A 24,644-nucleotide genomic window follows, 5' to 3' on the forward strand; every position below is an offset into this window, starting at 1 on the left:
GAGCTGGTGCACACCGCGGCGGAACTGCCCCCGGCCGCCGCCGTCGTCATGACGATGGGCGCGCTGCACGAGGGCCACGCCGCCCTGATCCGCGCGGCCCGCGCCTACGCGGGCGACGGCCTCGTCACCGTCACCGTCTTCGTCAACCCCCTCCAGTTCGGGCCGAACGAGGACCTCGACCGCTACCCCCGCACCCTCGAAGCCGACGTCGTGCTGGCGCAGAAGGCCGGCGCCGACCACGTCTTCGCGCCCGCCACCGACGAGGTCTACCCCGGCGGCCGACCGCAGGTCCGTATCACCGCGGGACCCATGGGCGAGCGGTACGAGGGCGCGTCCCGGCCAGGCCACTTCGACGGCATGCTGACCGTCGTCGCCAAGCTGCTGCACCTCACGCGGCCCGCCGCGGCCTTCTTCGGGCAGAAGGACGCCCAGCAGCTCGCCCTGATCCGCCGCATGGTCACCGACCTGAACTTCCCCGTCGAGATCGTCGCCGTACCGACCGTGCGCGAGCCGGACGGCCTGGCGCTGTCCAGCCGCAACCGCTACCTGTCGGAGCGGGACCGCGAGCACGCCCTGGCCCTGTCCCGCGCCCTGTTCGCGGGCCGGGACGCGGCCGGGGGCGGCCCGGACGCCGTACGACGGGCGGCAGGACACGTCCTGGCCACGGCCGACGGCCTCGCCGTCGACTACCTGGCCCTCATCGACCCCGCCGACTTCACCGAAGCCGCGCCGGACCACGCGGGCCCCGCCGTCCTCGCCGTCGCCGCCAAGGCCGGCACCACCCGCCTGATCGACAACCTCCCGCTGGAGTTCGGAGCCGCCGAATGAACGGAACCAGAGCCACAAGCGCGAGTACCGGCATCCGCCTGTACGCCGCCGAGCCCGGCTGGACGCTGACCTCCGACGTGGTCGTGGTCGGCTCGGGCGTCGCGGGCCTCACCGTCGCCCTGCGCTGCGCCGCCGCGGGAGCGAAGGTCACCGTCGTGACCAAGGCGCACCTGGACGACGGCTCGACCCGCTGGGCGCAGGGCGGCATAGCCGCGGCCCTCGGCGAGGGCGACACCCCCGAGCAGCACCTGGCCGACACCCTCGTCGCGGGCGCGGGCGTCTGCGACGAGACGGCCGTCGCCACCCTGGTCACCGAGGGCCCCGCCGCGGTGCGCCGCCTCATCGCGACCGGCGCGCACTTCGACACCGACAAGACCAGCGGCGAGATCCTGCTGACCCGCGAGGGCGGCCACCACCGCCGCCGGATCGTCCACGCGGGCGGCGACGCGACCGGCGCCGAGGTCTCCCGCGCGCTGATCGAGGCGGTCCGCGAAGCCAATATCGACTTCGTCGAGAACGCGCTGGTCCTCGACCTGCTCACCGACGCCGTGGGCCGCACCGCGGGCGTCACCTTGCACGTGATGGGCGCCGGGCAGCGCGACGGCGTCGGAGCCGTACGCGCCCGCGCCGTCGTCCTGGCCACCGGCGGCATGGGCCAGGTGTTCTCGGCGACCACCAACCCGGCGGTGTCGACGGGCGACGGCGTGGCGCTGGCGCTGCGCGCGGGCGCCGAGGTCAGCGACCTGGAATTCGTCCAGTTCCACCCGACCGTGCTGTGGCTGGGCCCGGACGCCGAGGGCCAGCAGCCGCTGGTCTCGGAGGCGGTACGCGGCGAGGGCGCGCACCTGGTGGACGCCGACGGGGTCCGCTTCATGGTCGGCCAGCACGAACTGGCCGAGCTGGCCCCGCGCGACATCGTCGCCAAGGGCATCACGCGGCGGATGCAGGAGACCGGCGCCGAGCACATGTACCTCGACGCCCGGCACTTCGGCGCCACCATGTGGGAGGAGCGTTTCCCCACCATCCTGGCCGCCTGCCGCGCCCACGGCATCGACCCCGTCACCGAGCCGATCCCGGTCGCGCCCGCCGCGCACCACGCGTCCGGCGGCGTCCGTACCGACCTCCTCGGCCGTACGACCGTCCCCGGCCTGTACGCGTGCGGCGAGGTCGCCTGTACGGGCGTGCACGGCGCGAACCGGCTCGCGTCGAACTCGCTCCTCGAAGGGCTGGTCTTCGCCGAGCGGATCGCCGCCGACATCGTCGCCGACCCGACGGTGCCGGGCGAGCCCGTCATCCCGGAGCCCGCGCACACCCCGCTGCTGGCCTCCGAGGCGCGCTACGAGGTGCAGCGGATCATGTCGGCGGGCGCGGGCGTCCTGCGCAGCGCCGACAGCCTGGCCACCGCGGCGGGCGCGCTGGAACGGCTGCACACCGCGGCCGTCGAGGAGTACGACAGGGACGGCAAGACCGCCGAGCCGTGCGTCGAGACCTGGGAGGCGACCAATCTGGGCCTGGTCGCCCGGGTGCTGGTCGCCGCCGCCCGCCGTCGCGAGGAGACCCGCGGCTGCCACTGGCGCGAGGACCGTCCCGACCGCGACGACCAGGCGTGGCGCCGGCATCTCGTCGTACGCCTCACCCCGCACCGCACGCTCGCGGTGCACACCACCGAAGGCACGGACTTCCCGCCGACCGGCGGCGGCACGGGGGACACCCGGGGCGGCGCCCCCGGGACCGCTCCGATCGTGGATGATGGGGCCGCCCCCAACGGCACCGCGCCGGACGCCGCGCCCAGTACCGCGAACCGTCCGCCGCACGCCGCTCGGAATCCGAAGGAGCCCTCGTGACCACCCCCGACCGTCCCCGGCCCGTCGCCCTCCCGCTGCCGCAGATCGGCCCGCCGAGCGAGGTGACCGGCGGCGGCTGCGGTGACGGCTGCGGCTGCGGCGCGGGCGAGGCGTACGACGACGCGTACGGCCTCGACCCGCTGGAGTGCGGCCTCGACCCCGACCTGGCGCAGCTCCTGATGGACGCGGGCCTTGACCCGGTGCAGGTCGAGGACATCGCGCACATGGCGATCGAGGAGGACCTGGACCAGGGCGTGGACGTCACGACCGTGGCGACCGTCCCCGAGGACGCCTTCTCCACCGGCGACTTCACCGCCCGCGAGGCGGGCACCGTGGCGGGCCTGCGGGTCACCGAGGCGGTGCTGTCGGTGGTGTGCACCGACGAGTTCGAGGTCGAGCGGCACGTGGAGGACGGCGACCGGGTCGCGGCCGGGCAGAAGCTGCTCACCGTGCGCACCCGCACCCGCGACCTGCTGACCGCCGAACGCAGCGCGCTCAATCTGCTGTGCAGGCTCTCCGGTATCGCCACCGCCACCCGCGAGTGGGCCGACGTGCTGGAGGGCACCTCCGCGAAGGTCCGCGACACCCGCAAGACGACACCGGGCCTGCGGGCGCTGGAGAAGTACGCGGTCCGCTGCGGCGGCGGCGTCAACCACCGGATGTCGCTGTCGGACGCGGCGCTGGTCAAGGACAACCACGTGGTCGCGGCGGGCGGCGTGGCGCAGGCGTTCAAGCTGGTCCGCGAGGAGTTCCCCGACCTGGCGGTCGAGGTCGAGGTCGACACGATGCACCAGGTGCGCGAGGTGCTGGACGCGGGCGCCGACCTGATCCTGCTGGACAACTTCACCCCGGCCGAGACCGCGGAGGCCGTCGCGCTGGTCGCGGGCCGCGCGGTGCTGGAGTCCTCGGGCCGCCTCACCCTGGACACCGCCCGCGCCTACGCCGAGACCGGCGTGGACTACCTGGCGGTCGGCGGCCTCACCCACTCCTCCCCGATCCTGGACATCGGCCTCGACCTGCGCGCGGACGCCGCGGGCCGGCGAGCGGAAGCGTAGGGGCGCATGCTGCTCACCATCGACGTCGGCAACACCCACACCGTCCTCGGGCTGTTCGACGGGGAGGAGATCGTCGAGCACTGGCGGATCTCCACCGACCCGCGCCGTACCGCCGACGAACTGGCCGTACTGCTCCAGGGCCTGATGGGGATGCACCCGCTGCTCGGCGACCTCGGCGACGGCATCGACGGCATCGCGATCTGCTCGACGGTGCCGTCGGTGCTGCACGAGCTGCGCGAGGTGACCCGCCGCTACTACGGCGACGTCCCGTCGATCCTGGTCGAGCCGGGCGTCAAGACCGGTGTGCCGATCCTGGTCGACCACCCCAAGGAGGTCGGCTCCGACCGGATCATCAACTCGCTGGCCGCCGTGCACCTCTACGGCGGCCCGTGCATCGTCGTGGACTTCGGCACGGCGACCACCTTCGACGCGGTGTCGGCGCGCGGGGAGTACGTGGGCGGCGCCATCGCGCCCGGCATCGAGATCTCGGTGGACGCGCTCGGCATGCGCGGCGCGCAGCTGCGCAAGATCGAGCTGGCCAGGCCGCGCAGCGTCATCGGCAAGAACACGATCGAGGCCATGCAGTCCGGCATCCTCTACGGTTTCGCCGGGCAGGCCGACGGCATCGCCGAGCGGATGGCGCGCGAGCTGGCCGACGACCCGGACGACGTGACCGTGATCGCGACGGGCGGCCTGGCGCCGCTGGTCCTGGGCGAGGCGTCGATCATCGACGAGCACGAGCCCTGGCTGACGCTGATCGGACTGCGGCTGGTGTACGAGCGGAACGTCCAGACGTCGTAGCGCCCGGGGTGTACGCCGTGTTGCCCGGCGTGTCTCGCCGTGTCTCGCCGTGTCGCCCGGCGGTACGGGGCGGCTCCGGGCCGTACGGGGGGCTTGCGGCGGTACGGGGCGGGCGACGCACCCGAGTGCGCGAGGATGCGTGTGATTTGTCCGGTTAAAGACTAATCTTTCGCTATGCCCACGCCACACGGAAACCGAGGCGGGATGGCGTTCAGCGCGGACGAACTGCGCGTGCTGCGCCGAGCCCTGGCGGAAGTCCTGTCCCCTTACGCGGGCCGGACCGACACCGCCGCCGCCGACGCCGTGCTCGCGCCGCGCCCGGCCGAGCACGTACGCCCGGCGGAACAGCTCCGCGGACCCGTACGCCCCGCCGCACAGGCGCGCGTACCGGCGCGGCCCGCCGAGCACGTACAGGAATACCTCCGGCTCGTGCACGCCGTGGACGACGCGGTGGCCGAGGCGGGACGGCTGCGGTCGTTCCTGCTGGACGAGCTGAGCCGGTACCGGCAGGCGCTGCCCGGAAGCGCGGGCGGGTATCTGGAACGGCTCACCGCCGCGCTCGCCGGCGGCTACGTACCCGGCGCGGACGACCTCGCCGCACTGCGCCGCCTGCGGGCCGCACCGAGCGGAACCCCGGAGTACCGGCGGCGCACCGCACTGCTGCGCCGCTGCGAAACCCTCGCAGAGAACGACGTACGACTCCGTCTGGAGGCCCATATGACCACGTCGCGCCGCCTGCTCGCCCTTCCGGGCGCCCGTTCCGCCACCGCCGCGGACCCGGCGGAGAAGAAGCCGTCCCCGGCTCCTTCGCCCCGCCCGAAGTCCCCGGCGCCGTCCCCCTCGCCGGGACCCGGCGAGGGCGCGCCCAAGCGCCCGCCGACGCCCGCCGAGATCTGGCCGCCCGGCCGCAAGCCCGCCGCGCCCAAGCGGGACGACGAGGCCCGCTCGGCCTGACGGGCCCCGCCGCACCCACCCGCCGTCGGCGGCGCGGGAGGCGTGGCTACGCTGGTCGGTATGGACTACGTATCCGCGATCGTGCCGCCGCTGGTGATGGCGATCCTCTTCATCGCCGTCATCGTGACGATCATCAAGAACCAGGGCGGGGCCAACAAGGCCAAGGAGGACGCGGCGGTGGACGCCGCCTTCGCCCGCGCCGAGGCCGCGCGCCAGCCCTCCGCCGAGGACCGCTGACGCCCGCCGCGGCATTTGACGGCCAAGGAAATCAATATCATCTGATACTTGGCCGAAGATCCATGCCCGATCCACGGACCGGTGCGCGGCGCCCGACAAGGCGCCGTGCGCCGGTCCGACCCGTTTGGTCCCGATAAGCGGAACGTCTGCGGCTAGTATCCGGAATGTGCCCCGGCCATTGGGAGACCTCGAAGACGCCGTCATGACGCGAGTGTGGGAGTGGAACCGACCGGTCACGGTTCGTGAGGTCCTGGAGGATCTCTCACGGGATCGATCCATCGCGTACACAACTGTCATGACCGTAATGGACAACCTGCGCCAGAAGGGCTGGCTCCGCCGCGAGGAGGAAGGCCGCGCTTATCGTTATGAGGCCGTTTCGACGCGTGCCGCATACTCTGCCGCACTGATGAACGAAGCGTGGTCCGCGAGCGACAACCCGGCCGCCGCGCTCGTCCACTTCTTCGGCATGATGTCTCCGGAACAGCGTGAAGCGGTCCGTGACGCATTGCGCATCATCCAGTCCGTCGACCCCTCCGGTCCTGCGGATCCCGAAGGGCGATAGCGTCCGCACATGCCCCTCATGTCGAATGACGTCACCATCCGCCGGGCGCGCACCGGCGATGTCGCCGCGGTACGGACGCTGCTCGACTCCTATGTGCGTGACGGCATCCTGCTCGACAAGCCGACAGTGACCCTTTATGAGGACATCCAGGAGTTCTGGGTCGCGGAACGGGACGAGGACGCGAACGTGGTCGCGTGCGGCGCCCTGCACGTGATGTGGGAGGACCTGGCCGAGGTCAGGACGTTGGCGGTGGACCCGACACAGCGCGGCAAGGGTGTCGGCCACCAGTTGCTGGCAAAGTTGCTGCACACCGCACGCTGGCTGGGAGTCCGCCGAATTTTCTGCCTCACCTTCGAAGTGGACTTCTTCGCGAAGCACGGCTTCGTGGAGATCGGGGAGACGCCGGTCGACGGCGATGTCTTCGGCGAGCTCCTCCGTTCCAATGACGAGGGTGTCGCGGAGTTCCTGGACCTGGAGCGAGTGAAACCGAACACCTTGGGCAACAGCCGCATGCTGCTGCAACTCTGACCGTTCCGGTTTGTCCGGATCGCGCTACCTCGCGGGCGCCCGTTCGTGCAAGGGGTTTGTGTTTTTCCCGCAAAGGCGCTTTGCTTTTACCGTTAATCCGTTTTCGATGAAAGGGAAGCCGGTGGCTCAGAAGGTCCAGGTTCTTCTTGTTGACGACCTCGACGGCGGCGAGGCGGACGAGACCGTCACGTTCGCTCTCGACGGTGTGACCTACGAGATCGACCTCACCACCGCGAATGCTGACAAGCTCCGCGGGCTGCTCAACCCGTACACGGACAGTGGCCGTCGTACCGGCGGACGGGCCGGTCGTGGCCGCACCAAGGCGGTCCGCGGAGGCGGCGCTTCCGGTCCCGACACCGCGAAGATCCGTGCGTGGGCCAAGGAGAAGGGTTACGAGGTCAACGACCGCGGTCGTGTTCCGGCCACCATTCGTGAGGCGTACGAGAAGGCCCACGGCTGATCCTGGCTACGCGTCCGCAGCGTGATCCGGTGGCAGGCCGTCGCAAGGGCGGCCACCAGTGCCGTGAGCCCGATGGGTACCCCCGTTCCATCGGCTCCATCCGTGACACGCAGCGCGGGCACCGTGGACTCGACTTCGCACCCCGGTCGGGGAGGCCGCAGCCACACCGGCGCGGACCGGTCGTACGCGGCCTCCCGGCGGCCCCACTCGGGGTGCGCGGGCGCTCGCATCGGAGCGCCGGACCCCAGCGCCGTCAGATCCAGCCGGATACCGCCCCACTCCAGCCACTCCAGCAGCCCCGGCAGCTCCTCGGCGGATCCGGCGGCCACCAGCAGCCGGATCCGGTGGCCGTCCAGCGCCACCGGGCCGAGCTGGCCCGGCCGCGGGAAACGGTTCAGCACCGCCAGACCCGCCTCCGCGGGCACGTCCACCGCGTCGAACCGCACCCCGGTGACCAGACCCGGCGGCAGCGCCCCGGTGGTCGGCCACCCCAGTTCGTGCTCGTACCAGCCCATGCCGTGTGCAACTGCCCGCCGGGGCAGGGGTTACGGCGGCGACCACGTACCGTCGATGGGTGAACACGTTCGGTGTCGGCCGGAAGTGTCCGTAACGGCGCAAGGTTGTTCGCCCTTAGCGCACTCCCCAGCCGCTTTCGGCATGGAGTGTCCTGGGCAGAGGGTAAGAAGTACCTAGTGGGAAGGGCTGGTGTTCGAGCAGGCGAGGGCGTGCGTTCGCCACGGGCGTACTTGATAAAGGGGTATTCGCCTGGCCTGCGGGAACATCGTCTCGCACCATCGAGGTTGTGTGAGTGACGTCAGCCGGTAGCGCAGCTTTCCTCGCGCGAGCGGGGGTGGATACGTGAGCGGCGCCGCTGTGCGGGACTAGCATGCGGAAGGACAGGGAGGGGACCGACCCCTCACTGCCCGACCGCTCTGAGGAGCGATTAACGATGTTCGAGAGGTTCACCGACCGCGCGCGGCGGGTTGTCGTCCTGGCTCAGGAAGAAGCCCGGATGCTCAACCACAACTACATCGGCACCGAGCACATCCTCCTGGGCCTGATCCACGAGGGTGAGGGTGTCGCCGCTAAGGCCCTGGAGAGCCTCGGGATTTCGCTCGAGGCGGTCCGCCAGCAGGTGGAGGAGATCATCGGCCAGGGCCAGCAGGCCCCGTCCGGCCACATCCCCTTCACCCCCCGGGCGAAGAAGGTCCTGGAGCTGTCGCTCCGCGAGGCCCTCCAGCTCGGCCACAACTACATCGGCACCGAGCACATCCTGCTCGGCCTGATCCGCGAGGGCGAGGGCGTCGCAGCCCAGGTCCTGGTGAAGCTGGGCGCCGATCTCAACCGGGTCAGGCAGCAGGTCATCCAGCTCCTGTCCGGCTACTCCGGCGGGAAGGAGTCGGCCACGGCAGGCGGCCCGGCCGAGGGCACCCCCTCGACCTCGCTCGTCCTCGACCAGTTCGGCCGCAACCTGACCCAGGCCGCTCGTGAGACCAAGCTCGACCCGGTGATCGGGCGCGAGAAGGAGATCGAGCGGGTCATGCAGGTGCTGTCCCGCCGCACCAAGAACAACCCCGTGCTCATCGGCGAGCCCGGCGTCGGCAAGACCGCCGTCGTCGAGGGCCTGGCCCAGGCGATCGTCAAGGGCGAGGTGCCCGAGACGCTGAAGGACAAGCAGCTCTACACGCTTGACCTCGGCGCCCTGGTCGCCGGCTCCCGCTACCGCGGTGACTTCGAGGAGCGCCTGAAGAAGGTCCTCAAGGAGATCCGCACCCGCGGCGACATCATCCTGTTCATCGACGAGCTGCACACCCTGGTCGGCGCCGGTGCCGCCGAGGGCGCGATCGATGCCGCCTCCATCCTCAAGCCCATGCTGGCCCGCGGTGAGCTCCAGACCATCGGCGCCACCACGCTGGACGAGTACCGCAAGTACCTGGAGAAGGACGCGGCCCTCGAGCGCCGCTTCCAGCCCATCCAGGTCGCGGAGCCGTCGCTCCAGCACACCATCGAGATCCTCAAGGGCCTGCGCGACCGGTACGAGGCGCACCACCGGGTGTCCATCACGGACTCCGCCCTGGTGGCCGCCGCGACCCTGGCCGACCGGTACATCTCGGACCGCTTCCTGCCGGACAAGGCGATCGACCTGATCGACGAGGCCGGTTCCCGGATGCGTATCCGCCGGATGACCGCGCCGCCGGACCTGCGCGAGTTCGACGAGAAGATCGCCGACGTGCGCCGCGAGAAGGAGTCCGCGATCGACTCGCAGGACTTCGAGAAGGCGGCCTCGCTCCGGGACAACGAGAAGCAGCTCCTCGCCGCGAAGACCAAGCGCGAGAAGGAGTGGAAGGCCGGCGACATGGACGTCGTCGCCGAGGTCGACGACGACCTGATCGCCGAGGTCCTGGCGACCGCCACCGGCATCCCGGTCTTCAAGCTGACCGAGGAGGAGTCCTCCCGCCTGCTGCGCATGGAGGACGAGCTGCACAAGCGCGTCATCGGCCAGCGGGACGCCGTCAAGGCGCTCTCCAAGGCCATCCGACGCACGCGTGCCGGTCTGAAGGACCCTAAGCGTCCCGGCGGCTCGTTCATCTTCGCCGGCCCGTCCGGCGTCGGTAAGACCGAGCTGTCCAAGGCGCTCGCCGAGTTCCTCTTCGGCGACGAGGACGCGCTGATCGCGCTCGACATGTCGGAGTTCAGCGAGAAGCACACCGTCTCGCGGCTCTTCGGCTCGCCTCCCGGCTACGTCGGGTACGAGGAGGGCGGCCAGCTCACCGAGAAGGTGCGCCGCAAGCCGTTCTCCGTCGTCCTCTTCGACGAGGTCGAGAAGGCCCACCCCGACATCTTCAACTCGCTGTTGCAGATCCTGGAGGACGGTCGCCTGACCGACTCCCAGGGCCGGGTCGTGGACTTCAAGAACACGGTGATCATCATGACCACCAACCTCGGCACCCGGGACATCTCCAAGGGCTTCAACCTGGGCTTCGCCGCCCAGGGCGACACGAAGTCCAACTACGAGCGGATGAAGAACAAGGTCAGCGACGAGCTGAAGCAGCACTTCCGCCCGGAGTTCCTGAACCGCGTCGACGATGTCATCGTCTTCCCGCAGCTCACCGAGGAGGACATCCTCCAGATCGTCGACCTCATGATCAGCCGGGTCGACGAGCGGCTGCGCGACCGCGACATGGGCATCGAGCTCAGCCCCGACGCCAAGGTGCTGCTCTCCAAGCGCGGCTACGACCCCGTCCTGGGCGCCCGGCCGCTGCGCCGGACCATCCAGCGCGAGATCGAGGACTCGCTCTCCGAGAAGATCCTCTTCGGCGAGCTGCGCCCCGGTCACATCGTCGTGGTCGACGTCGAGGGCGAGGGCGAGACGGCCAAGTTCACGTTCCGTGGCGAGGAAAAGGTCACGGTCGCGGACGCGCCGCCGGTGGAGACGGCGAGCGGGCCGAATCTGACCAAGGACGCGTAGCGCCTCCGGCGCGGTAGCGTCCGCCGCGACAGCGGCGTAGTAAGGGGCGGGCCCCGGACCAGCGGTAACGGTCCGGGGCCCGCCCCTTTTGTCACCTCGGGGCGTGGACGGTGACCTTCACGCGCGGGATGCGGTCGGCGTCGAGGACGGGGCCGGGGCCGGTGACCGTGACCTTGGTCAGAGCGGGAAGGGCCGCGAGCGGCGCCAGGTCGACCGGGCCGGGGTCCCTGGGGCAACGCGCTTCCATGATGGCGGTCGTGAGCTGCGAACCGAGCCAAAAGAACGACCGCGGCGTCTCCACCGATGGACCACGCCACCTGGACGACGGCCGAGGCTCGTCGCGGCTCAGCCTTTCCGGGCCCGGAAGCAGTTCCAGGACCAGCGGGCCGACGCTCACCAGTCCTTGGACGTCCTCGGCCGTCCGTGGCGGGATGAGCCTCTCCGCACGATGCACCACCTCCGCGCGGACCCTCGGGTCCAGCTCTGTGGCGTGTTCCAGGCACGCCGTCGCCAGCAGGTGCAGCCGGGCTGAGTGGTCCGGCTCCGCGTCGCCGCGCTCGATCAGCTTCCGCAGCAGCCTGGCCCGCTCGGCCGGGCGGCCGTGGGCGACGGCCATGCGGATGACGTCGGCCCACTGGTCGTGGTGGGCGTTGGCGGCCAGCAGGTCGAAGTCGAGGTCTTCGACGGCTGCGCGGGCGGCCAGGAAGTCCTGGAAGGTGCGGTGGATGAAGTCGACCGTGTCCGGCGTGGGCTCGCGCAGCAGCCCGCTGCGGTCGCGCAGGTGGCAGTAGACGGAGGCGCTGTCGCCGAGCGCGGCGGCGGACGGCATCGCGGGCAGGGCGGCTGAGATCAGGCGCATGGCGTCGGAGATGTCCATCTCGGCCTGGCCGTTCTTCACCAGCCAGTACGCCAGCTTCTGGAGGAGCTGGATCTGCGGTTCCTCGGTGAGCGGGGTCGCCAGATCGCGTTCGCGGTCACGGCGGATCAGCAGCATGCCGAGGGCGGCGTCGTACAGCTCCTTGCGGCCGGTGGGGAGGTAGCCGCTGCGGTCGCGGTGCAGGGCGCAGATGAGGCCGCACATGAGCGGGTTCGTGGCGAGCCGGGCCAGGTCCTGCTTGGTGTGGAGGGCGTCGAGGAGGGTGCGCTGGTACGTGTCGAGGCGCGCCCGCTCCTCGGGCTCCTCGTCGGGGACGCTGGCGCGGGCGGCGTCGTGCCAGCGCTCGGTGAAGGCGCGGATGTCGCCCCGGCTCATGGGGGAGAGGGTCAGGTCGGTGAAGCCCTCGTCGGCGAGCCAGGAGTCGGAGACGGCCGTCGGGCGGGACGTGACCAGCCAGCGGTTGCCGGGATACGCGGCGAGCAGGCCGCGCAGCCAGTCGCCGACGCGCTCACGGGACCGTTCGTCGATCTCGTCCAGGCCGTCGATGAGGACCAGCCCGCGCCGTTCGGCCAGGACGTCGCTGCCAGCCGGTCGGGTCGGTGGTCACGACGCCGATCACGACGTCACCCGCGAAGACGGCGGCGCCGGACATGCCCGCCCAGGGGGAGAGGCCGTCAGGGCGCGGCGCGGGCGGGGTGCCGTCGACGGCGAGTACGTCCCGGCCGCCGAGCAGGCCCGAGCCGGGCTTGTACGTACCGGTGAGCTGTTCGGTGTCGAGGCCGCCGCTCGCGTCGCGCTGGGCGTAGGGGAAGCCGATGGCCTGGCAGTCGGGGACGGGGGCGAGGGAGGACAGCATGGCCCACAGGTTGGGGCGACCGCGGGCGAAGGCGCTCTCGTCGGCCAGCGGCCGGGGCGCGACGAGGACGGCCACGTCGGTGCCCGACGTGTTCTCGTACCAGCGGCCCGCGACGCGGCAGCCGGCCTCGCCCGCGCCGCCGAGCACGGTGACCCTGGCCTCGTCCGTGCCCGCCACGAGGTGCGCGGCCGTCAGGACCAGCGTGGGCGTCAGCAGGTAGCCGCTGCCCTGGACGCCTCGGCTGCGGACGACCGTCAGCCGCTCCCGTAAGGGCCCGCTCACCGGGGCGGCCGGGGCGCGTCACCCGGCAGGGTGCCCTCGTCCGGGGCGGCGATCTCCACCGGCCGGCCCGTCGCCGCGTCCTTCGGGCGGAGCGTGAAGGAGACCGTGTGGGTGCGGCCCGTGGTGCGGGCGGTGTCGGCGCCCGCTTCGACGACCACGGCCTTGATCCCGCCGTGGCCGGTGCGGACGCGTTCGAGGGTGACGGCGAATTCCATGTGGATCTCGCCGACCTCGAAGCGGACGGCTTGGCCCGCGCCGCGGGCGGCGCCCGTGACGAGGCCGTGGCGGACGGCTTCGACGGCGTCGGCCAGGTCGATGGCGTCGAGCGGTGTGTGCGGCAGATCCGGCATGGAGCCCCCCTTGTGTCCGGGCCTCACGATAGGGGCGGGAATGTGACCCGCGCCACGAATTCGCGGAAGGGGGCGGGTTCTAAGGGGCGGGGAAGGGGCGGGGAAGTGTCGGCGGAAGTGGCGGCGGTCACAGGTCCTTGGTCCCGGTGGAATTCGCCGAATCGCGTGGCGAGGTGATGTGCCCCATGTGAGCCAGGCCACTTACTAAGCGAAATAGTGGCGGGTTCGCGGGGTGTGCGGAGCCTGTGGATCACGCACAGGCGGGGGACGGGGAAGTGAAGGGGCGGAGCCCTTGATGCCCGTTTTGGTGCGACTTGAGTGCGGGGGCGTACCGGGCATTCGACGTAAAAAGGGTGAAGGGAAGGGCGGAATCCGAGAGGTCGGCACTACGACCGCGCTTAGTAATAGGGGTCCTTGTGGTCCGGCGGAATGCCGCGTTACCAAGGATGGGCAACGAGCCGCAGTCGGATGTTTCGGATCTCCGGACCTGTTGCTCCCCCCTTTCAGTGAGGTTGTTTCTTCATGCGCAAGAACTCGACGATGAACCGTGCCCCGAAGTCCGTCACCCGTGGCCGTGTCGCGGTAGTGACGGGCGGACTGGTCGCGGCGCTCGCCCTGGGCTCGACGGCGGCGATCGCCGCTGACACGCAGCACGAGGGATTCCTCGCCGCCGGGACGGCGAGCAGCATCTCCGACGTGGTGCAGAAGCAGGCCAGCGGCCAGCAGGCCACCGCGGCCAAGGTGAAGGCCGACGCCGCGAAGACCAAGGCCGCCAACGAGGCCAAGGCCAAGGCCGCGGCCGACGCCAAGAAGCGCGCGGACGCCAAGGCCGCCGCCGACCGCAAGGCCCGCAGCGCGTCCTGGGTGACCCCGACCAGCGGTTACGTGATCGGCGCGGGGTACGCGCAGGCCGGTCCGCACTGGGCGCACACCCACTCCGGCCAGGACTTCGTCGTGCCGAGCGGCACGAGCGTGCGGGCCGCGCACACCGGCACCGTCGTGACGGCGGGCTGGGGCGGCGCGTACGGCAACAACATCGTGATCAAGCACGCGGACAACACGTACTCGCAGTACGGCCACCTGTCGCACATCGGCGTGCACGTCGGCCAGAAGGTGGACACCGGCCAGGAGATCGGCAAGTCCGGCTCCACCGGCAACTCGACCGGTCCGCACCTGCACTTCGAGATCCGCAAGACCCCGTACTACGGCTCCTCCGTCGAGCCGCTGCACTTCCTGCGCACGCACGGCGTGCACGTCTGACGTACATCTGACGTACCTCCGACGCACGTCTGATCCCACCAGTCGTACAAGAGATCCAGTCGTGCAAGAGAGACGGCGGCCGTCAACATCCGGCCGCCGTCTCTACCCGTGCGAGGCCCCTCGGAAGGGCCCCTCAGCACCTCGCAAGCTCAGCCCCTCGTAAGCTCAGCCCCCTCAGACCCCCGCCTCGGCCTCCGCCTGGGCGACCAGGTCGAGCGCGACGTCGAGAATGGCGGCGCGCTTGGCGGCCGGATCGCCCTCGATGTCGCGCATCGCGAACATCCCGGCGTGCATGGCGAAGAGCGCGGTCATGCAGCGCACCTGCGCGGGCATCGGCCACTCCGGCTCCCTCAGCAGCCCGCTCAGCGAGCCGATCTTGCCCTTGAAGGACTCGCCGATGCTCAGCTCGCGCACCGTGGCCTGGTTCTCCTGGAAGAACCGGAACAGCGCCTCCGCGCCCCACAGCGCCTCGCTGTAGCGGCGCAGCACCTCCTGCTTGGTGGCCAGCGTGCGCGGCTGCTCATTGCCCCAGGCGATCAGCGCGTCGACCGGTTTCGACAGGTCCTGCGCGATGCTGATGAGGATGTCTTCCTTGGTTTTGAAGTGGTAGTAGAGCGCCGCTTTGGTGACGTCCAGATGCTCGGCGATCTCGCGCAGTGAGGTCTTCTCGTAGCCCTGCTCCGCGAAGAGTTCGAGGGCGACGTCCTGGATGCGGCGGCGGGTGTCGCCGCGGCGGGTCTGCGCTGTGACCATGGCTGTGCACTCCTGCTGCGCTCGCGTCGGGCAGACGGAGCCCGACCGGCTCGACTGGCTGTACGGGGCATGACGGTACGGCCTTGGTCAAACCCTACGCACTTACTTGACGCCCGGCTAGTTACGCCCGTACCTTCATTCCGTACCTAGCTAGCCGGGCGGCAAGTAAGCGGACGGCGAAGTGAGTGTCGCCGGACCCGGAGAACCGCCCTCACCGGGGGAGGACCCACCGCCATGTCCCAGACCGACACCGCCGCCGCCGTCAAGGCGGAGCCGCGACAGCGCAGTGTGCGCGTCGTCATGGCGGGCCTGCTGATCGCGATGATGCTCGCGATGCTCGACAACATGATCATCGGTACCGCGATGCCGACGATCGTCGGCGAACTCGGCGGGCTCAACCACCTGTCGTGGGTCGTCACCGCCTACACGCTGGCCACCGCCGCCTCCACCCCCATCTGGGGCAAGCTCGGCGACATGTACGGCCGCAAGGGCATCTTCCTCACGTCCATCGTGCTGTTCCTGCTCGGCTCCGCGCTCTCCGGCATGTCGCAGACCATGGACCAGCTCATCAGCTTCCGCGCCGTCCAGGGCCTGGGCGCCGGCGGTCTGATGGTCGGCGTGATGGCGATCATCGGCGAGATGATCCCGCCCCGCGAGCGCGGCAAGTACCAGGGCATGATCGCCGGTGTCATGGCCATCGCCATGATCGGCGGCCCGCTCGTCGGCGGCAGCATCACCGACAACTGGGGCTGGCGCTGGAGCTTCTACATCAACCTGCCGATCGGCGTCGTCGCCCTCGCGATGGTCACCATCGTGCTGCACCTGCCGAAGAAGCGGCGCTCGGGCCGTATCGACTACTGGGGCGCGTCGCTGCTCACCGTCGCGATCACCTCGCTGGTCCTGCTCACCACCTGGGGCGGCACGCAGTACGCCTGGGGCTCCGCGCAGATCATCGGCCTGCTCGTGCTCGGCCTCGTCTCGCTCGCGGCCTTCCTCTACGCCGAGACCCGCGCCGCCGAGCCGGTGCTGCCGCTGCGGATCTTCCGCAACAGCAACTTCTCGCTGATCTCGCTGGTCGGCTTCATCGTCGGCTTCACGATGTTCGGCGCGATGACCTTCCTGCCGCTGTACCAGCAGACCGTCCAGGGCGCCTCCGCGACCAACTCGGGACTCCTGCTGCTGCCGCTGCTCAGCGCCATGCTCGTCGTCTCCATGGTCGCCGGACGCATCACCACCTCCACCGGCAAGTACAAGATCTTCCCGCTGGTCGGCGGCGCCTTCATGACCTTCGGCCTGTTCCTGCTCTCCACCATGGACGTCAACACCAGCCGCTTCACCTCCGGCCTCTACATGGCCGTACTGGGCGTCGGCATGGGCTTCGTCATGCAGATCACGATGCTGATCGCGCAGAACAGCGTCGAGATGAAGGACATCGGCGTCGGCTCCTCGTCCTCCACCCTCTTCCGCACGATCGGCGGCTCCTTCGGCGTCTCGCTCTTCGGCGCCCTGTTCACGCACACCGTCTCCCACGGCATGGCCTCCAGCGCCGCCGGAGCCGGTTCCGGGGCCGCTGGAGCCGGTGCCCAGTTCGACCGGGCCACCATCGCCAAGTTCCCGCCGGCCGTGAAGGACGCGTACTTCCACGCGGTCGCCGACGGCACCCACACCGTCTTCCTGTGGGGCGCCGTCATCAGCGTCGTCGGCTTCGTCGCGGCCTGGTTCATCACCGAGACCCCGCTGCGCGCCGCGGCCCCCAAGGCCGCCAGCTCCGAGGACGAACAGCCCCCGGTCCTGGCCGACGCCATCTGATCATCTGACCGTCAAGGCCCCCGGCCCCCCGGCCGCTGGCCACCCGCCCCCCCCGGCTCCTCGGCCGGACCCGCTGCCCCGCGAAGTGCCGGACCCACGGCTACTCGCGGGGCAGCATCAGTTGCGCGACCGCGCCGCCGCCGTCCTCGGCGGGGACGTTGCGGAAGGTGAGGCGGGCGCCGAGGACGCGGGCCTGGCCGGTGGCGATCGTCAGGCCCAGGCCGTGGCCGCCGCCCGAGCGGGCGGCGGAGCCCGTACGGAAGCGGTTGGGGCCGTCGCGCAGGAGGTCCGGGGGGAAGCCGGGCCCGTGGTCGCGGACGCGCAGATAGGGGCCGTCGACCACCACCTCGACGGGGGCGCCGCCGTGCCGGGCGGCGTTGGCGAGCAGATTGCCGAGGATGCGCTCCAGGCGGCGCGGGTCGGTGGGCACGACGGCCTCCTCGGCCACCGTGACCGAGGCGTCCGGCGCCAGTGCCACGACGCGGCGGCGGACGAACTCGCCGAGCGCCAGCTCCTGGAGGTCGGCCTGTTCCGCGGCGCCGTCCAGCCGCGCCACCTCCAGGACGTCCTCGACCAGCGTCCGCAGCGCGTGCACGCGGTCGCGCACCAGCTCCGAGGGGCGGCCGGGCGGCAGCAGCTCGGCGGCGGTGACCAGGCCGGTGACCGGCGTCCGCAGCTCGTGCGCGATATCGGCCGTCACCCGCCGCTCGGCCTCCAGCCGCAGTTGCAGCGCGTCGGCCATCGCGTCCACGGCCCGCGCCAGCTCGTCCGTCTCGTCCCGTACGCGCCGGCCGCCGATCGCCTCGCGCACCCGTACCTCGGTGTCGCCGTCCGCGACCTTGCGGGCCGCGACCGCCGCCTTCCGCAGCCGCCGCGACATCCGGCCGCCGATCAGCACGCCGATCGCCGTACCGCCGACGACGACCGCGAGCGACCCGGCCACCAGCGCCTGGTCGAGGTCGTCCAGCACGGAGTAGCGGTCGGTGAAACCGGTCTTCAGCGACAGCACCCGGCCGTCCGCGGCGGGCGTCTCCGCCCACACCATCGGGTGACCGCCGGTGTCCTGCACATATGTGGCGCGCTGCCCCTTGGCCGCGAACTCCTTCAGCTCGCGCGGCAGCTCCGGGTCGTCGATCTTGGCGTAGAAGACCAGCCGCCCGGTCGTCTCGTAGATCCGCAGCGCCGACTGGACGCGCTCGTCCTGGACGTCACGGGTGCTGTTGATCATGCTGACCCGCGCGGCGTTGTGCACGACCAGGCTCAGCGCGAGCGCGACCAGCGCCGACACCACGGCGATGGCCGCGGCGATCTTCCAGCGCAGACCGGCACGGAACCAGCGCGGGCCGGTACCGAAGCGGCGGGGGCCGGTACGCAAGCGGCGCGGGCCGGTACGCAAGCGGCGCGGGGCTCCGGGGTACGAGGAGGCGGACGGCGAGTCCGCCGGACGGGACGGCACGCGACCTCAGGCCCGCAGCTTGTAGCCGAAACCGCGGACGGTCTCCAGCCGGTCCTGGCCGATCTTGGCGCGCAGCCGCTGCACATGGACGTCCACGACCCGCGTGTCGCCGCCCCACTCGTAGTCCCAGACCCGCTGGAGCAGCCGGTCGCGGGAGAGCACGGTGCCGGGCGCGCCCGCGAATTCCAGCAGCAGCCGCATCTCGGTCGGGGTCAGCGCCAGCCGCTCCCCGGCCCGCGTGACCACCATGCCCTCGGGGTCGATCTCGATGTCCCCGAAGGAGAGCTGCGGCGCGTCGTCCAGCCCGTCGTCACCGCCCGCCGCCCGGAAGCGGCGCAGTACGGCGCGGATGCGCGCCACCAGCACCGCGCCGTCGAACGGCTTGGTCACGTAGTCGTCGGCCCCGGCCTCCAGGCCGAGCACGATGTCGATGGCGTCGGCCCGCGCCGACACCATGATCACCGGCACCGTCGACTCGTCCCTGATCCGGCGGCACAGCGACACGCCGTCCAGGCCCGGCACCATCACGTCGAGCAGCGCGAGGTCCGGCCTGCGGGCGCGGAAGGCTGTGAGCCCTTCCAGCCCGTCGGGCGCGGCCGTGACCTCGAAGCCGTCGCGTTCCAGCGCGAGAGTCGTCGCCTCGCGGATGACATCGTCGTCCTCGACGAACAGGACATGAGTGGCGGCCACCGGGCTATTGTCCCTGGCCGTGCTGGACGGCGTCGCCGTCGGCCGACATCTGCGGGGCCGTCGAACCGGCAGCGGCGGGACTGCTCGGCCTGCCGGACACGCCGGAGGAGGGGGATTTGGCCGGCGCCGGGGTCGTGGTCTCCGCCGCCGGCACGCCGGGATCGACCGGGTCCGACTTGGGCAGCGGCGCCGGGTCGGTCGAGGTCGGCTCGGGCGAGACGGTCGGGGTCCGCGCGCCGAAGTCCGAGAAGTCCCGCGCGACCTCGACGAAGCGCTGCCCGCGCCAGGCGTACGTGATCGACTCCTGCCCGGTCGGATACGTCGCCGGGTCGTCGGTCCTGTACACCTCGTGGATGATCTGGAGCCGCCCGTCCTCGACGCTGCCGTAGACCGGCGGCTGCTCGTCCGCGAACACGTTCTGGTACTTGCCGTTGACCATCCGGTACACGTACGCGGCGATGCCGAGGCCGTCGCCGCACGTCGTCACGTTGATCACCAGGTCGGGGCCGTCGCCCGCCGTGAGGTCGCCCGAGTCGGTGTCCATCGGGTAACCGGCCCCCACGCACGGCGTCAGATCCTCGCGTACGTCCGCGCTGACGCTGTTGTCCTTGCGCACCATCGTGGCCAGCGCCACCTGGTCGGCGACGATCGCCGGGGCGACGGTGGACGGCGTCTTCACCCGGGTGGCGGCCGGCGCCGGGCCTTCACGGCGGGCGCCGGTGGCGGCCGTACCGCAGCCTGCGACCACGACGCACGCGCACGCCAGCGCGCCCGTCGCGAGAGTCGAGGCTACGCGGCCCACACGCCCTCCATGCGTTCCATCGGTTCCCGGCCGAGCGCGGCCGGGTCCAGCGGGTCGGTCGAGCCGGCCGACCCGGTCGAGCCGGCCGTGCCGAGCGGAGCGGCCGCGCCGAGCGGTCCGGTCGCGTCCGTCGAATGAGCCGGGTGCGTCGAGTATGCCGATTCCGGTTGGGACGCGTCACGCCCGGCAGAGTCCCGGTCCACCGCGTCCAGCCGGGAGTAGCCGTAGCGGCCGTGCTCCAGTTCGTACCGCAGCCGGGCCAGCGCCCGGTGCAGGGTGCTCTTCACCGTACCGGTCGACATGCCCAGCGCGCGGGCCGTCTCCTGGGTGGAGAGCTGGCCGTAGTGCCGCAGCATCACGACCTGCCGCTGCTTGGGCGCCAGCACCGTCATCACGTCGAGCAGCATTTCGCGGTCCGCGCGCTGCTCCGAGCCGTCGTCCACGCTCGCGTCCGGCAGCTCGCCCGTGGGCACCTCTTCCAGCTTCCGGTTCCGCCACCACTCGGTACGGGTGTTGATCATGACCCGGCGCATGTACGCGTCGGCCAGCGTCTTGTCGGCGATGCCCTCCCAGCGCGGATACGTCCGCACCAGCGCGGTCTGTACGAGGTCCTGCGCGTCGACCGGATTGGGCACCAGGCGGCGGGCGCTGCGCAGCAGGGCGTCCTGCCGAGTCCGCACGTACTCCTCGAACTCCAGTACCTCGCCGTTCCCCGCCATGGTGTGACTCCGTCCCGTGCCTGCCTGCCGCTGTCGTCGTTCCCTGCCGACATCGAGGACGCTACGGAGCGGATGTTGGGCTTTCGCCACCGCGAGCGCACAGCGGCCTCACAGCAACCCATCGGTTCTGTAACGGGTGGAATGCAAGCCGTGAATGGCTATGAATAGGCGCGTTCTGTGATTAAACGGGCATTTGCGGACCCGAGAAGTCAGGCGTTACAGGGGGCACGGCCCACGAAAGCCGAGGTGGGAGTGGGGACGGGGGCGGGCACGCGGAACCGCCGGGGGAGGGCGCGCGGCACCGCCGGGCCCGGATCATTCGGAGACCGTGCCCGGCGGAGAGCTGTGACGGTTACGGCGCTGTGACGGATGCGGCGCTGAAGCGGATACGGCGCGGTGGCGGATACCGCGCGGTGACAGATGCGGCGCTGCGGCGGATAAGGCGGTGGCGGGTACGCCCTAGACCGGCAGCCGGTACACGCCGTCCGCCAGCGGCTCGACCAGGCCGTCCTCGACCAGGCCGTCCAGCGCCCGGGCCCGCTGCACCGGCTCGTGCCACACGGCGTCGAGCGCGGCCTGCGGTACGGGAGCGGTGGAGGCGCGCAGGACGGCCAGCAGCCGGCCGCGTACCTGCCGGTCGGTCCCGGCGTACGTCTGGCCCCGGCGCGGCGGCCCGTCGTGCGCGGGCGAACCGGCCAGCCGCCAGACGCAGCGCGCGGCGATCGGGCAGCGCCCGCACTCGGGGGAGCGGGCGGTGCACACCAGCGCGCCCAGCTCCATGGTGGCCGCCGCCCACCGCGCCGCGACCGGCTCCTCGGCCGGGAGGAGCGTCTGGGCGGTCCGCCGCTCGGCGGCCGTCGTCGCGTTCGGCGGATACGCGGTGCCGGTCACCGCGCGGGCGAAGACCCGCCGCACATTGGTGTCGAGCACGATGTGCCGCCGCCCGTACGCGAAGGACGCCACGGCCGCCGCCGTGTACTCCCCGACACCGGGCAGGGCCAGCAACTGGCCGTGGTCCTCGGGGACTTCGCCGTTGTGCTGGGCCGCTATGGCGGTGGCCGCCGCGTGCAGCCGCAGCGCGCGGCGCGGATAGCCGAGCCGCCCCCAGGCGCGTACCGCCTCGCCGGGCGACTCCGCCGCGAGGTCGGCCGGGCGGGGCCAGCGGGTCAGCCACTCCTGGTGCACCGGCAGCACCCGGACGACCGGCGTCTGCTGGAGCATGAACTCACTGACCATCACCGACCACGCGCCCGCGTCCGGCCGCCGCCAGGGCAGATCGCGGGCGTGCTCGCCGAACCAGTCGATCACCAGGTCGTGCAGTTCGGTGACGGCGGCCGGGGGAGCCGGGGGGACCGCCGAACCCGCGGGGGCGGCCGGGGACGTGCGGGCTGAGGTGCTGACGGAAGCGTCGCGGATGTCGGTGCTCATGTCCTCCCGATCCTCGCACAGGCCACTGACAGCGACCGGCCGTCCCCTTAAACGTGATGATCGGCAAAGACCGGCCGCCGAGCGGCGGGTGTTGCGGCGAGGCGCGGGTGATCTCCCCTAGAGTTCGGGTGTGGGCTCAATGCGCAATCCCGTCGGACCTCTGCCGTCGACCATCTACTGGCGGCGGCGGGCCGTTGCGCTGTGTGTGCTCGCGCTCGTCGCCCTGCTGATCTTCTGGCTGGTCAACTCGACGGGCGGGGGCGGCGGTAGCGGCAACAACGGCTCCTCGGGCACCCACACGCCGGTCGGCACGATCACGCCGGGCCCCGAGCCGACCGGTACGCACATCACCGGGCGCCCCGGTGGCCGCGACACCTCGGGCGGCGACAGCGGCGGCTCCTCCGGTTCCTCCGCGGGCTCCTCCGGCTCCGACGGCGGCTCCAATGGCGGCTCCAACGGCGGTGCCACGGACGGAAGTTCGGCCGGTGCCGGTTCCTCGGGCGGCAACGACGGCGGTACGTCGGGTACGGCGGGCACCTCATCGTCCGGCGGCGCGGCCTCCGGCGGTGTCGCCACCAGCGGCGGCTCGGGCAACGGCGGCTCGGGCGGTCAACTGCCCGCCGGCTCCACGCTCCCCGACTGCTCGCCCGGCAGCGTCCAGCTCTCGCTGCGCAGCGTCCAGAACTCCTACTCGCCGGACGAGACCCCCGTCTTCGAGCTGCGCGCCGCGAATTCCGGATCCGTCTCCTGCAAGGTCGACTTCGGCCCCGCCAAGGCCGTCTTCACGATCACCTCGACCGCGGGCAACGCCCACACCTGGGCCTCCGACGACTGCCCCACCGCGGGCAGCGGCTCCTACCTCCTCCAGGTGCCCGCCCACGGCTCCACGACGTACACGCTCCGGTGGAACGCCAAGACCAGCTCCCCGAAGTGCGCGACCCCCAAGGGGAGCGCTGCCGCGCCCGGCACCTACCTGATCCAGGCCCGGCTCTCCGGCTACGGCGCCAAGCAGGTCTCCTTCGTCCTCTCCCAGGACTAACCCCGGGGGGCCCGGCCCCCCGGCCGTCCCCGGTCCGCCGCTTCGTGTGGGCGGCGGACGAGGTCGGGGCGCTTCCGGTCCCCGAGGCAGCTGACTCCAGCAGTACGTCTAGACGTACCGCTCCAGGATGGACGACTCGGCGAGGCGGGAGAGGCCCTCGCGGACGGAGCGGGCGCGGGCCTCGCCGACGCCGTCGACCGTCTGGAGGTCGTCGACGCTCGCGGCGAGCAGCTTCTGGAGGCCGCCGAAGTGCTCGACCAGGCGCTCGATGACGGTGTTGGGCAGCCGGGGCACCTTGGCGAGGAGCCGGTAACCGCGCGGCGAGACGGCGGAGTCGAGGGATTCGGGGGAGCCGGTGTAGCCCAGGGCCCGTGCCACGGTGGTGAGTTCGATGAGTTCGCTCTGCGGCAGCGAGTCGAGTTCGGCCATCGCCTCGTTGACCGTACGGCTGCGCTTGGCGGTCGGCTCCGGCACGTAGTCGCGGGCGACCAGTTCGCGCTCGGGCTCGACGCCCGCGATCAACTCGTCCAGTTGCAGGGCGAGAAGCCGTCCGTCAGTGCCCAACTCGATGACGTACTCGGCGATTTCGGTGGCGATCCGGCGGACCATCTCCAGGCGCTGGGCGACGGCGGTGACATCGCGCACCGTCACCAGGTCCTCGATCTCCAGCGCGGACAGCGTGCCCGCGACCTCGTCGAGGCGCAGCTTGTACCGTTCGAGCGTGGCCAGCGCCTGGTTGGCGCGGGAGAGGATCGCGGCGGAGTCCTCCAGGACGCGGCGCTGCCCGTCCACGTAGAGCGCGATCAGCCGCATCGACTGGCTGACCGAGACGACGGGGAAGCCGACCTGCTTGCTGACCCGGTCGGCGGTGCGGTGCCGGGTGCCGGTCTCCTCGGTCGGGATGGTCGGATCGGGGACGAGCTGCACGCCCGCGCGCAGGATCTTCGTCATGTCCTTGTCGAGGACCAGCGCGCCGTCCAGCTTGCACAGCTCGCGCAGCCGGGTCGCGGTGAACTCCACGTCCATCACGAAGCCGCCGGAGCACAGTGACTCCACGGTCTTGTCCATGCCCAGCACGATGAGGCCGCCGGTGTTGCCGCGCAGGATGCGCTCCAGGCCGTCACGGAGCGAGGTGCCGGGTGCGACGGCGCTCAAAGAGGCGCGCATCAGCCCGGCGTCGGCGCCGAAAACCCCGCCGGACCTGCCGGGGGAGTCGCCCGATGCCCTTCGGGCCGGGGGAGGGCCCCCTGCCCGGTCATTGGCTGCCACTCTGCAATCCTCCGGTCGCTACGGATGCCCAATGGGCGAGACCAGGGCAAAGTTTACGGCTTCCGGGGGGCGCGGCGCGGGCCGGACGGCTCCTACCGGGGTCCCGCGACGGTCCTACGGGGGTCCCGCGACGGCGCGCGGGCTCTCCCGGGAGCGCGCGCGAGGCCCCGCACGACCGTGTGCCGGGCCTTCCGTGACTGTACGCCGCGCGCAACCCGAACGGGTGCCGGGTGTTCCCCGGAACCGCGAGCCGGGCGTTCTCCGGGAAGGGGTGCGGGGCCGATCCCCGTGCCCGCGAGCCGGGCGCCAGCGGCCG

General features: G+C 71.6%; 24 protein-coding genes and 1 pseudogene. 13 read left to right on the top strand and 12 right to left on the bottom strand.

The window, feature by feature from the left end:
- Positions 1-48: 48 nt before the first annotated feature.
- The 9 genes from panC (at position 49) to ACZ37P_RS30975 (ending at position 7,269) form a co-directional block, all read left to right on the top strand.
- Positions 49-828, top strand: a complete 780-nt coding sequence (gene panC, locus ACZ37P_RS30935; RefSeq protein ID WP_391049788.1) for a pantoate--beta-alanine ligase — start codon at positions 49-51, stop codon at positions 826-828.
- Entirely contained in the window at positions 825-2,672 is a 1,848-nt protein-coding gene (locus tag ACZ37P_RS30940; RefSeq protein ID WP_467349630.1) for an L-aspartate oxidase, read from the top strand. The genes panC and ACZ37P_RS30940 overlap by 4 nt, the downstream gene beginning before the upstream one ends.
- Positions 2,669-3,727 (top strand): carboxylating nicotinate-nucleotide diphosphorylase, encoded by a 1,059-nt coding sequence (gene nadC, locus ACZ37P_RS30945; RefSeq protein WP_355342244.1) that lies wholly within the window; start codon positions 2,669-2,671, stop codon positions 3,725-3,727. The genes ACZ37P_RS30940 and nadC overlap by 4 nt, the downstream gene beginning before the upstream one ends.
- A gap of 6 nt (positions 3,728-3,733) precedes the next feature.
- Positions 3,734-4,528, top strand: a complete 795-nt coding sequence (locus ACZ37P_RS30950) for a type III pantothenate kinase (RefSeq protein WP_355342247.1) — start codon at positions 3,734-3,736, stop codon at positions 4,526-4,528.
- 174 nt (positions 4,529-4,702) lie between these two features.
- A complete protein-coding gene (locus ACZ37P_RS30955; RefSeq protein WP_355342249.1) occupies positions 4,703-5,482 on the top strand; it encodes a hypothetical protein in 780 nt (259 codons plus the stop codon).
- Positions 5,483-5,542: 60 nt separating this feature from the next.
- Positions 5,543-5,719: a hypothetical protein gene (locus ACZ37P_RS30960; RefSeq protein WP_355342252.1), complete on the top strand. Its 177-nt coding sequence runs from the start codon at positions 5,543-5,545 to the stop codon at positions 5,717-5,719.
- Between the two features lie 166 nt (positions 5,720-5,885).
- A complete protein-coding gene (locus tag ACZ37P_RS30965; protein ID WP_355342255.1) occupies positions 5,886-6,281 on the top strand; it encodes a BlaI/MecI/CopY family transcriptional regulator in 396 nt (131 codons plus the stop codon).
- Positions 6,282-6,290: 9 nt separating this feature from the next.
- The gene (locus tag ACZ37P_RS30970; protein WP_355342258.1) at positions 6,291-6,809 is read left to right on the top strand and encodes an amino-acid N-acetyltransferase; all 519 of its coding nucleotides are present in this window, start codon (positions 6,291-6,293) and stop codon (positions 6,807-6,809) included.
- A gap of 121 nt (positions 6,810-6,930) precedes the next feature.
- Positions 6,931-7,269: a histone-like nucleoid-structuring protein Lsr2 gene (locus ACZ37P_RS30975; protein WP_355342261.1), complete on the top strand. Its 339-nt coding sequence runs from the start codon at positions 6,931-6,933 to the stop codon at positions 7,267-7,269.
- Here ACZ37P_RS30975 and ACZ37P_RS30980 read toward each other — a convergent pair.
- Positions 7,200-7,784: an SCO3374 family protein gene (locus ACZ37P_RS30980; RefSeq protein ID WP_401856653.1), complete on the bottom strand. Its 585-nt coding sequence runs from the start codon at positions 7,782-7,784 to the stop codon at positions 7,200-7,202. The genes ACZ37P_RS30975 and ACZ37P_RS30980 overlap by 70 nt on opposite strands.
- A 434-nt stretch (positions 7,785-8,218) precedes the next feature.
- Here ACZ37P_RS30980 and ACZ37P_RS30985 point away from each other — a divergent pair, with 434 nt between their 5' ends.
- Positions 8,219-10,738 (top strand): ATP-dependent Clp protease ATP-binding subunit, encoded by a 2,520-nt coding sequence (locus ACZ37P_RS30985; RefSeq protein WP_355342267.1) that lies wholly within the window; start codon positions 8,219-8,221, stop codon positions 10,736-10,738.
- Between the two features lie 91 nt (positions 10,739-10,829).
- Here the strand turns inward: ACZ37P_RS30985 and ACZ37P_RS30990 are convergent, their stop codons facing one another.
- From ACZ37P_RS30990 to ACZ37P_RS31005, 4 genes and pseudogenes are all read right to left on the bottom strand, one after another.
- A complete protein-coding gene (locus ACZ37P_RS30990; RefSeq protein WP_467349633.1) occupies positions 10,830-11,990 on the bottom strand; it encodes an NACHT domain-containing protein in 1,161 nt (386 codons plus the stop codon).
- Positions 11,991-12,002: 12 nt separating this feature from the next.
- A pseudogene (locus ACZ37P_RS30995) lies at positions 12,003-12,188 on the bottom strand (NACHT domain-containing protein); the annotation flags it as partial.
- Entirely contained in the window at positions 12,124-12,753 is a 630-nt protein-coding gene (locus ACZ37P_RS31000; protein ID WP_467349634.1) for a trypsin-like peptidase domain-containing protein, read from the bottom strand. The gene ACZ37P_RS31000 and the pseudogene ACZ37P_RS30995, both read right to left, overlap by 65 nt.
- Positions 12,750-13,103 (bottom strand): trypco2 family protein, encoded by a 354-nt coding sequence (locus tag ACZ37P_RS31005; RefSeq protein ID WP_391049637.1) that lies wholly within the window; start codon positions 13,101-13,103, stop codon positions 12,750-12,752. Before ACZ37P_RS31005 ends, ACZ37P_RS31000 begins: the two co-directional genes overlap by 4 nt.
- Before the next feature lie 522 nt (positions 13,104-13,625).
- On the opposite strand from ACZ37P_RS31005, the gene ACZ37P_RS31010 reads away from it, so the two are divergent.
- On the top strand, positions 13,626-14,363 hold the full coding sequence (locus tag ACZ37P_RS31010) for a M23 family metallopeptidase (RefSeq protein WP_355342273.1): 738 nt from the start codon (positions 13,626-13,628) through the stop codon (positions 14,361-14,363).
- A 174-nt stretch (positions 14,364-14,537) separates the two neighbouring features.
- Here the strand turns inward: ACZ37P_RS31010 and ACZ37P_RS31015 are convergent, their stop codons facing one another.
- Positions 14,538-15,116, bottom strand: coding sequence for a TetR/AcrR family transcriptional regulator (locus ACZ37P_RS31015; protein ID WP_355342276.1), 579 nt, complete (start codon positions 15,114-15,116; stop codon positions 14,538-14,540).
- A gap of 234 nt (positions 15,117-15,350) precedes the next feature.
- Here ACZ37P_RS31015 and ACZ37P_RS31020 point away from each other — a divergent pair, with 234 nt between their 5' ends.
- Positions 15,351-16,925 (top strand): MDR family MFS transporter, encoded by a 1,575-nt coding sequence (locus ACZ37P_RS31020; protein ID WP_467349637.1) that lies wholly within the window; start codon positions 15,351-15,353, stop codon positions 16,923-16,925.
- A 100-nt stretch (positions 16,926-17,025) separates the two neighbouring features.
- Here ACZ37P_RS31020 and ACZ37P_RS31025 read toward each other — a convergent pair whose 3' ends face one another.
- From ACZ37P_RS31025 to ACZ37P_RS31045, 5 genes are all read right to left on the bottom strand, one after another.
- Entirely contained in the window at positions 17,026-18,300 is a 1,275-nt protein-coding gene (locus ACZ37P_RS31025) for a sensor histidine kinase (RefSeq protein ID WP_391049787.1), read from the bottom strand.
- Between the two features lie 87 nt (positions 18,301-18,387).
- Complete coding sequence (cseB, locus tag ACZ37P_RS31030; protein WP_355342294.1) at positions 18,388-19,071, bottom strand: two-component system response regulator CseB; 684 nt, start codon at positions 19,069-19,071, stop codon at positions 18,388-18,390.
- A gap of 4 nt (positions 19,072-19,075) precedes the next feature.
- Positions 19,076-19,873, bottom strand: coding sequence for a hypothetical protein (locus ACZ37P_RS31035; RefSeq protein ID WP_355342297.1), 798 nt, complete (start codon positions 19,871-19,873; stop codon positions 19,076-19,078).
- Positions 19,861-20,592, bottom strand: a complete 732-nt coding sequence (locus ACZ37P_RS31040; RefSeq protein WP_391049628.1) for a SigE family RNA polymerase sigma factor — start codon at positions 20,590-20,592, stop codon at positions 19,861-19,863. The genes ACZ37P_RS31035 and ACZ37P_RS31040 overlap by 13 nt, the downstream gene beginning before the upstream one ends.
- A gap of 459 nt (positions 20,593-21,051) precedes the next feature.
- Positions 21,052-22,020 carry an HhH-GPD family protein gene (locus tag ACZ37P_RS31045; protein WP_355342300.1) on the bottom strand — a complete coding sequence of 323 codons (969 nt, stop codon included), beginning with the start codon at positions 22,018-22,020 and terminating at the stop codon, positions 21,052-21,054.
- Positions 22,021-22,159: 139 nt separating this feature from the next.
- On the opposite strand from ACZ37P_RS31045, the gene ACZ37P_RS31050 reads away from it, so the two are divergent.
- The gene (locus ACZ37P_RS31050; RefSeq protein WP_391049625.1) at positions 22,160-23,059 is read left to right on the top strand and encodes a hypothetical protein; all 900 of its coding nucleotides are present in this window, start codon (positions 22,160-22,162) and stop codon (positions 23,057-23,059) included.
- 108 nt (positions 23,060-23,167) lie between these two features.
- On the opposite strand, the gene disA is transcribed toward ACZ37P_RS31050, so the two are convergent.
- Positions 23,168-24,328, bottom strand: coding sequence for a DNA integrity scanning diadenylate cyclase DisA (gene disA, locus ACZ37P_RS31055; RefSeq protein WP_391049623.1), 1,161 nt, complete (start codon positions 24,326-24,328; stop codon positions 23,168-23,170).
- Between the last annotated feature and the right edge of the window lie 316 nt (positions 24,329-24,644).

This window comes from Streptomyces sp. NPDC024632, from assembly GCF_055559175.1.

What these genes read in the sequence shown, in the direction of transcription:
- panC (WP_391049788.1), top strand. Translation starts at nt 49, where the DNA reads ATGACGATGGGCGCGCTGCACGAGGGCCACGCCGCCCTGATCCGCGCG.
- ACZ37P_RS30940 (WP_467349630.1), top strand. Translation starts at nt 825, where the DNA reads ATGAACGGAACCAGAGCCACAAGCGCGAGTACCGGCATCCGCCTGTAC.
- ACZ37P_RS30950 (WP_355342247.1), top strand. Translation starts at nt 3,734, where the DNA reads ATGCTGCTCACCATCGACGTCGGCAACACCCACACCGTCCTCGGGCTG.
- ACZ37P_RS30955 (WP_355342249.1), top strand. Translation starts at nt 4,703, where the DNA reads ATGCCCACGCCACACGGAAACCGAGGCGGGATGGCGTTCAGCGCGGAC.
- ACZ37P_RS30960 (WP_355342252.1), top strand. Translation starts at nt 5,543, where the DNA reads ATGGACTACGTATCCGCGATCGTGCCGCCGCTGGTGATGGCGATCCTC.
- ACZ37P_RS30970 (WP_355342258.1), top strand. Translation starts at nt 6,291, where the DNA reads ATGCCCCTCATGTCGAATGACGTCACCATCCGCCGGGCGCGCACCGGC.
- ACZ37P_RS30980 (WP_401856653.1), bottom strand. Translation starts at nt 7,784, where the DNA reads ATGGGCTGGTACGAGCACGAACTGGGGTGGCCGACCACCGGGGCGCTG.
- ACZ37P_RS30985 (WP_355342267.1), top strand. Translation starts at nt 8,219, where the DNA reads ATGTTCGAGAGGTTCACCGACCGCGCGCGGCGGGTTGTCGTCCTGGCT.
- ACZ37P_RS30990 (WP_467349633.1), bottom strand. Translation starts at nt 11,990, where the DNA reads ATGAGCCGGGGCGACATCCGCGCCTTCACCGAGCGCTGGCACGACGCC.
- ACZ37P_RS31005 (WP_391049637.1), bottom strand. Translation starts at nt 13,103, where the DNA reads ATGCCGGATCTGCCGCACACACCGCTCGACGCCATCGACCTGGCCGAC.
- ACZ37P_RS31010 (WP_355342273.1), top strand. Translation starts at nt 13,626, where the DNA reads ATGCGCAAGAACTCGACGATGAACCGTGCCCCGAAGTCCGTCACCCGT.
- ACZ37P_RS31015 (WP_355342276.1), bottom strand. Translation starts at nt 15,116, where the DNA reads ATGGTCACAGCGCAGACCCGCCGCGGCGACACCCGCCGCCGCATCCAG.
- ACZ37P_RS31020 (WP_467349637.1), top strand. Translation starts at nt 15,351, where the DNA reads ATGTCCCAGACCGACACCGCCGCCGCCGTCAAGGCGGAGCCGCGACAG.
- ACZ37P_RS31040 (WP_391049628.1), bottom strand. Translation starts at nt 20,592, where the DNA reads ATGGCGGGGAACGGCGAGGTACTGGAGTTCGAGGAGTACGTGCGGACT.
- ACZ37P_RS31045 (WP_355342300.1), bottom strand. Translation starts at nt 22,020, where the DNA reads ATGAGCACCGACATCCGCGACGCTTCCGTCAGCACCTCAGCCCGCACG.
- ACZ37P_RS31050 (WP_391049625.1), top strand. Translation starts at nt 22,160, where the DNA reads ATGCGCAATCCCGTCGGACCTCTGCCGTCGACCATCTACTGGCGGCGG.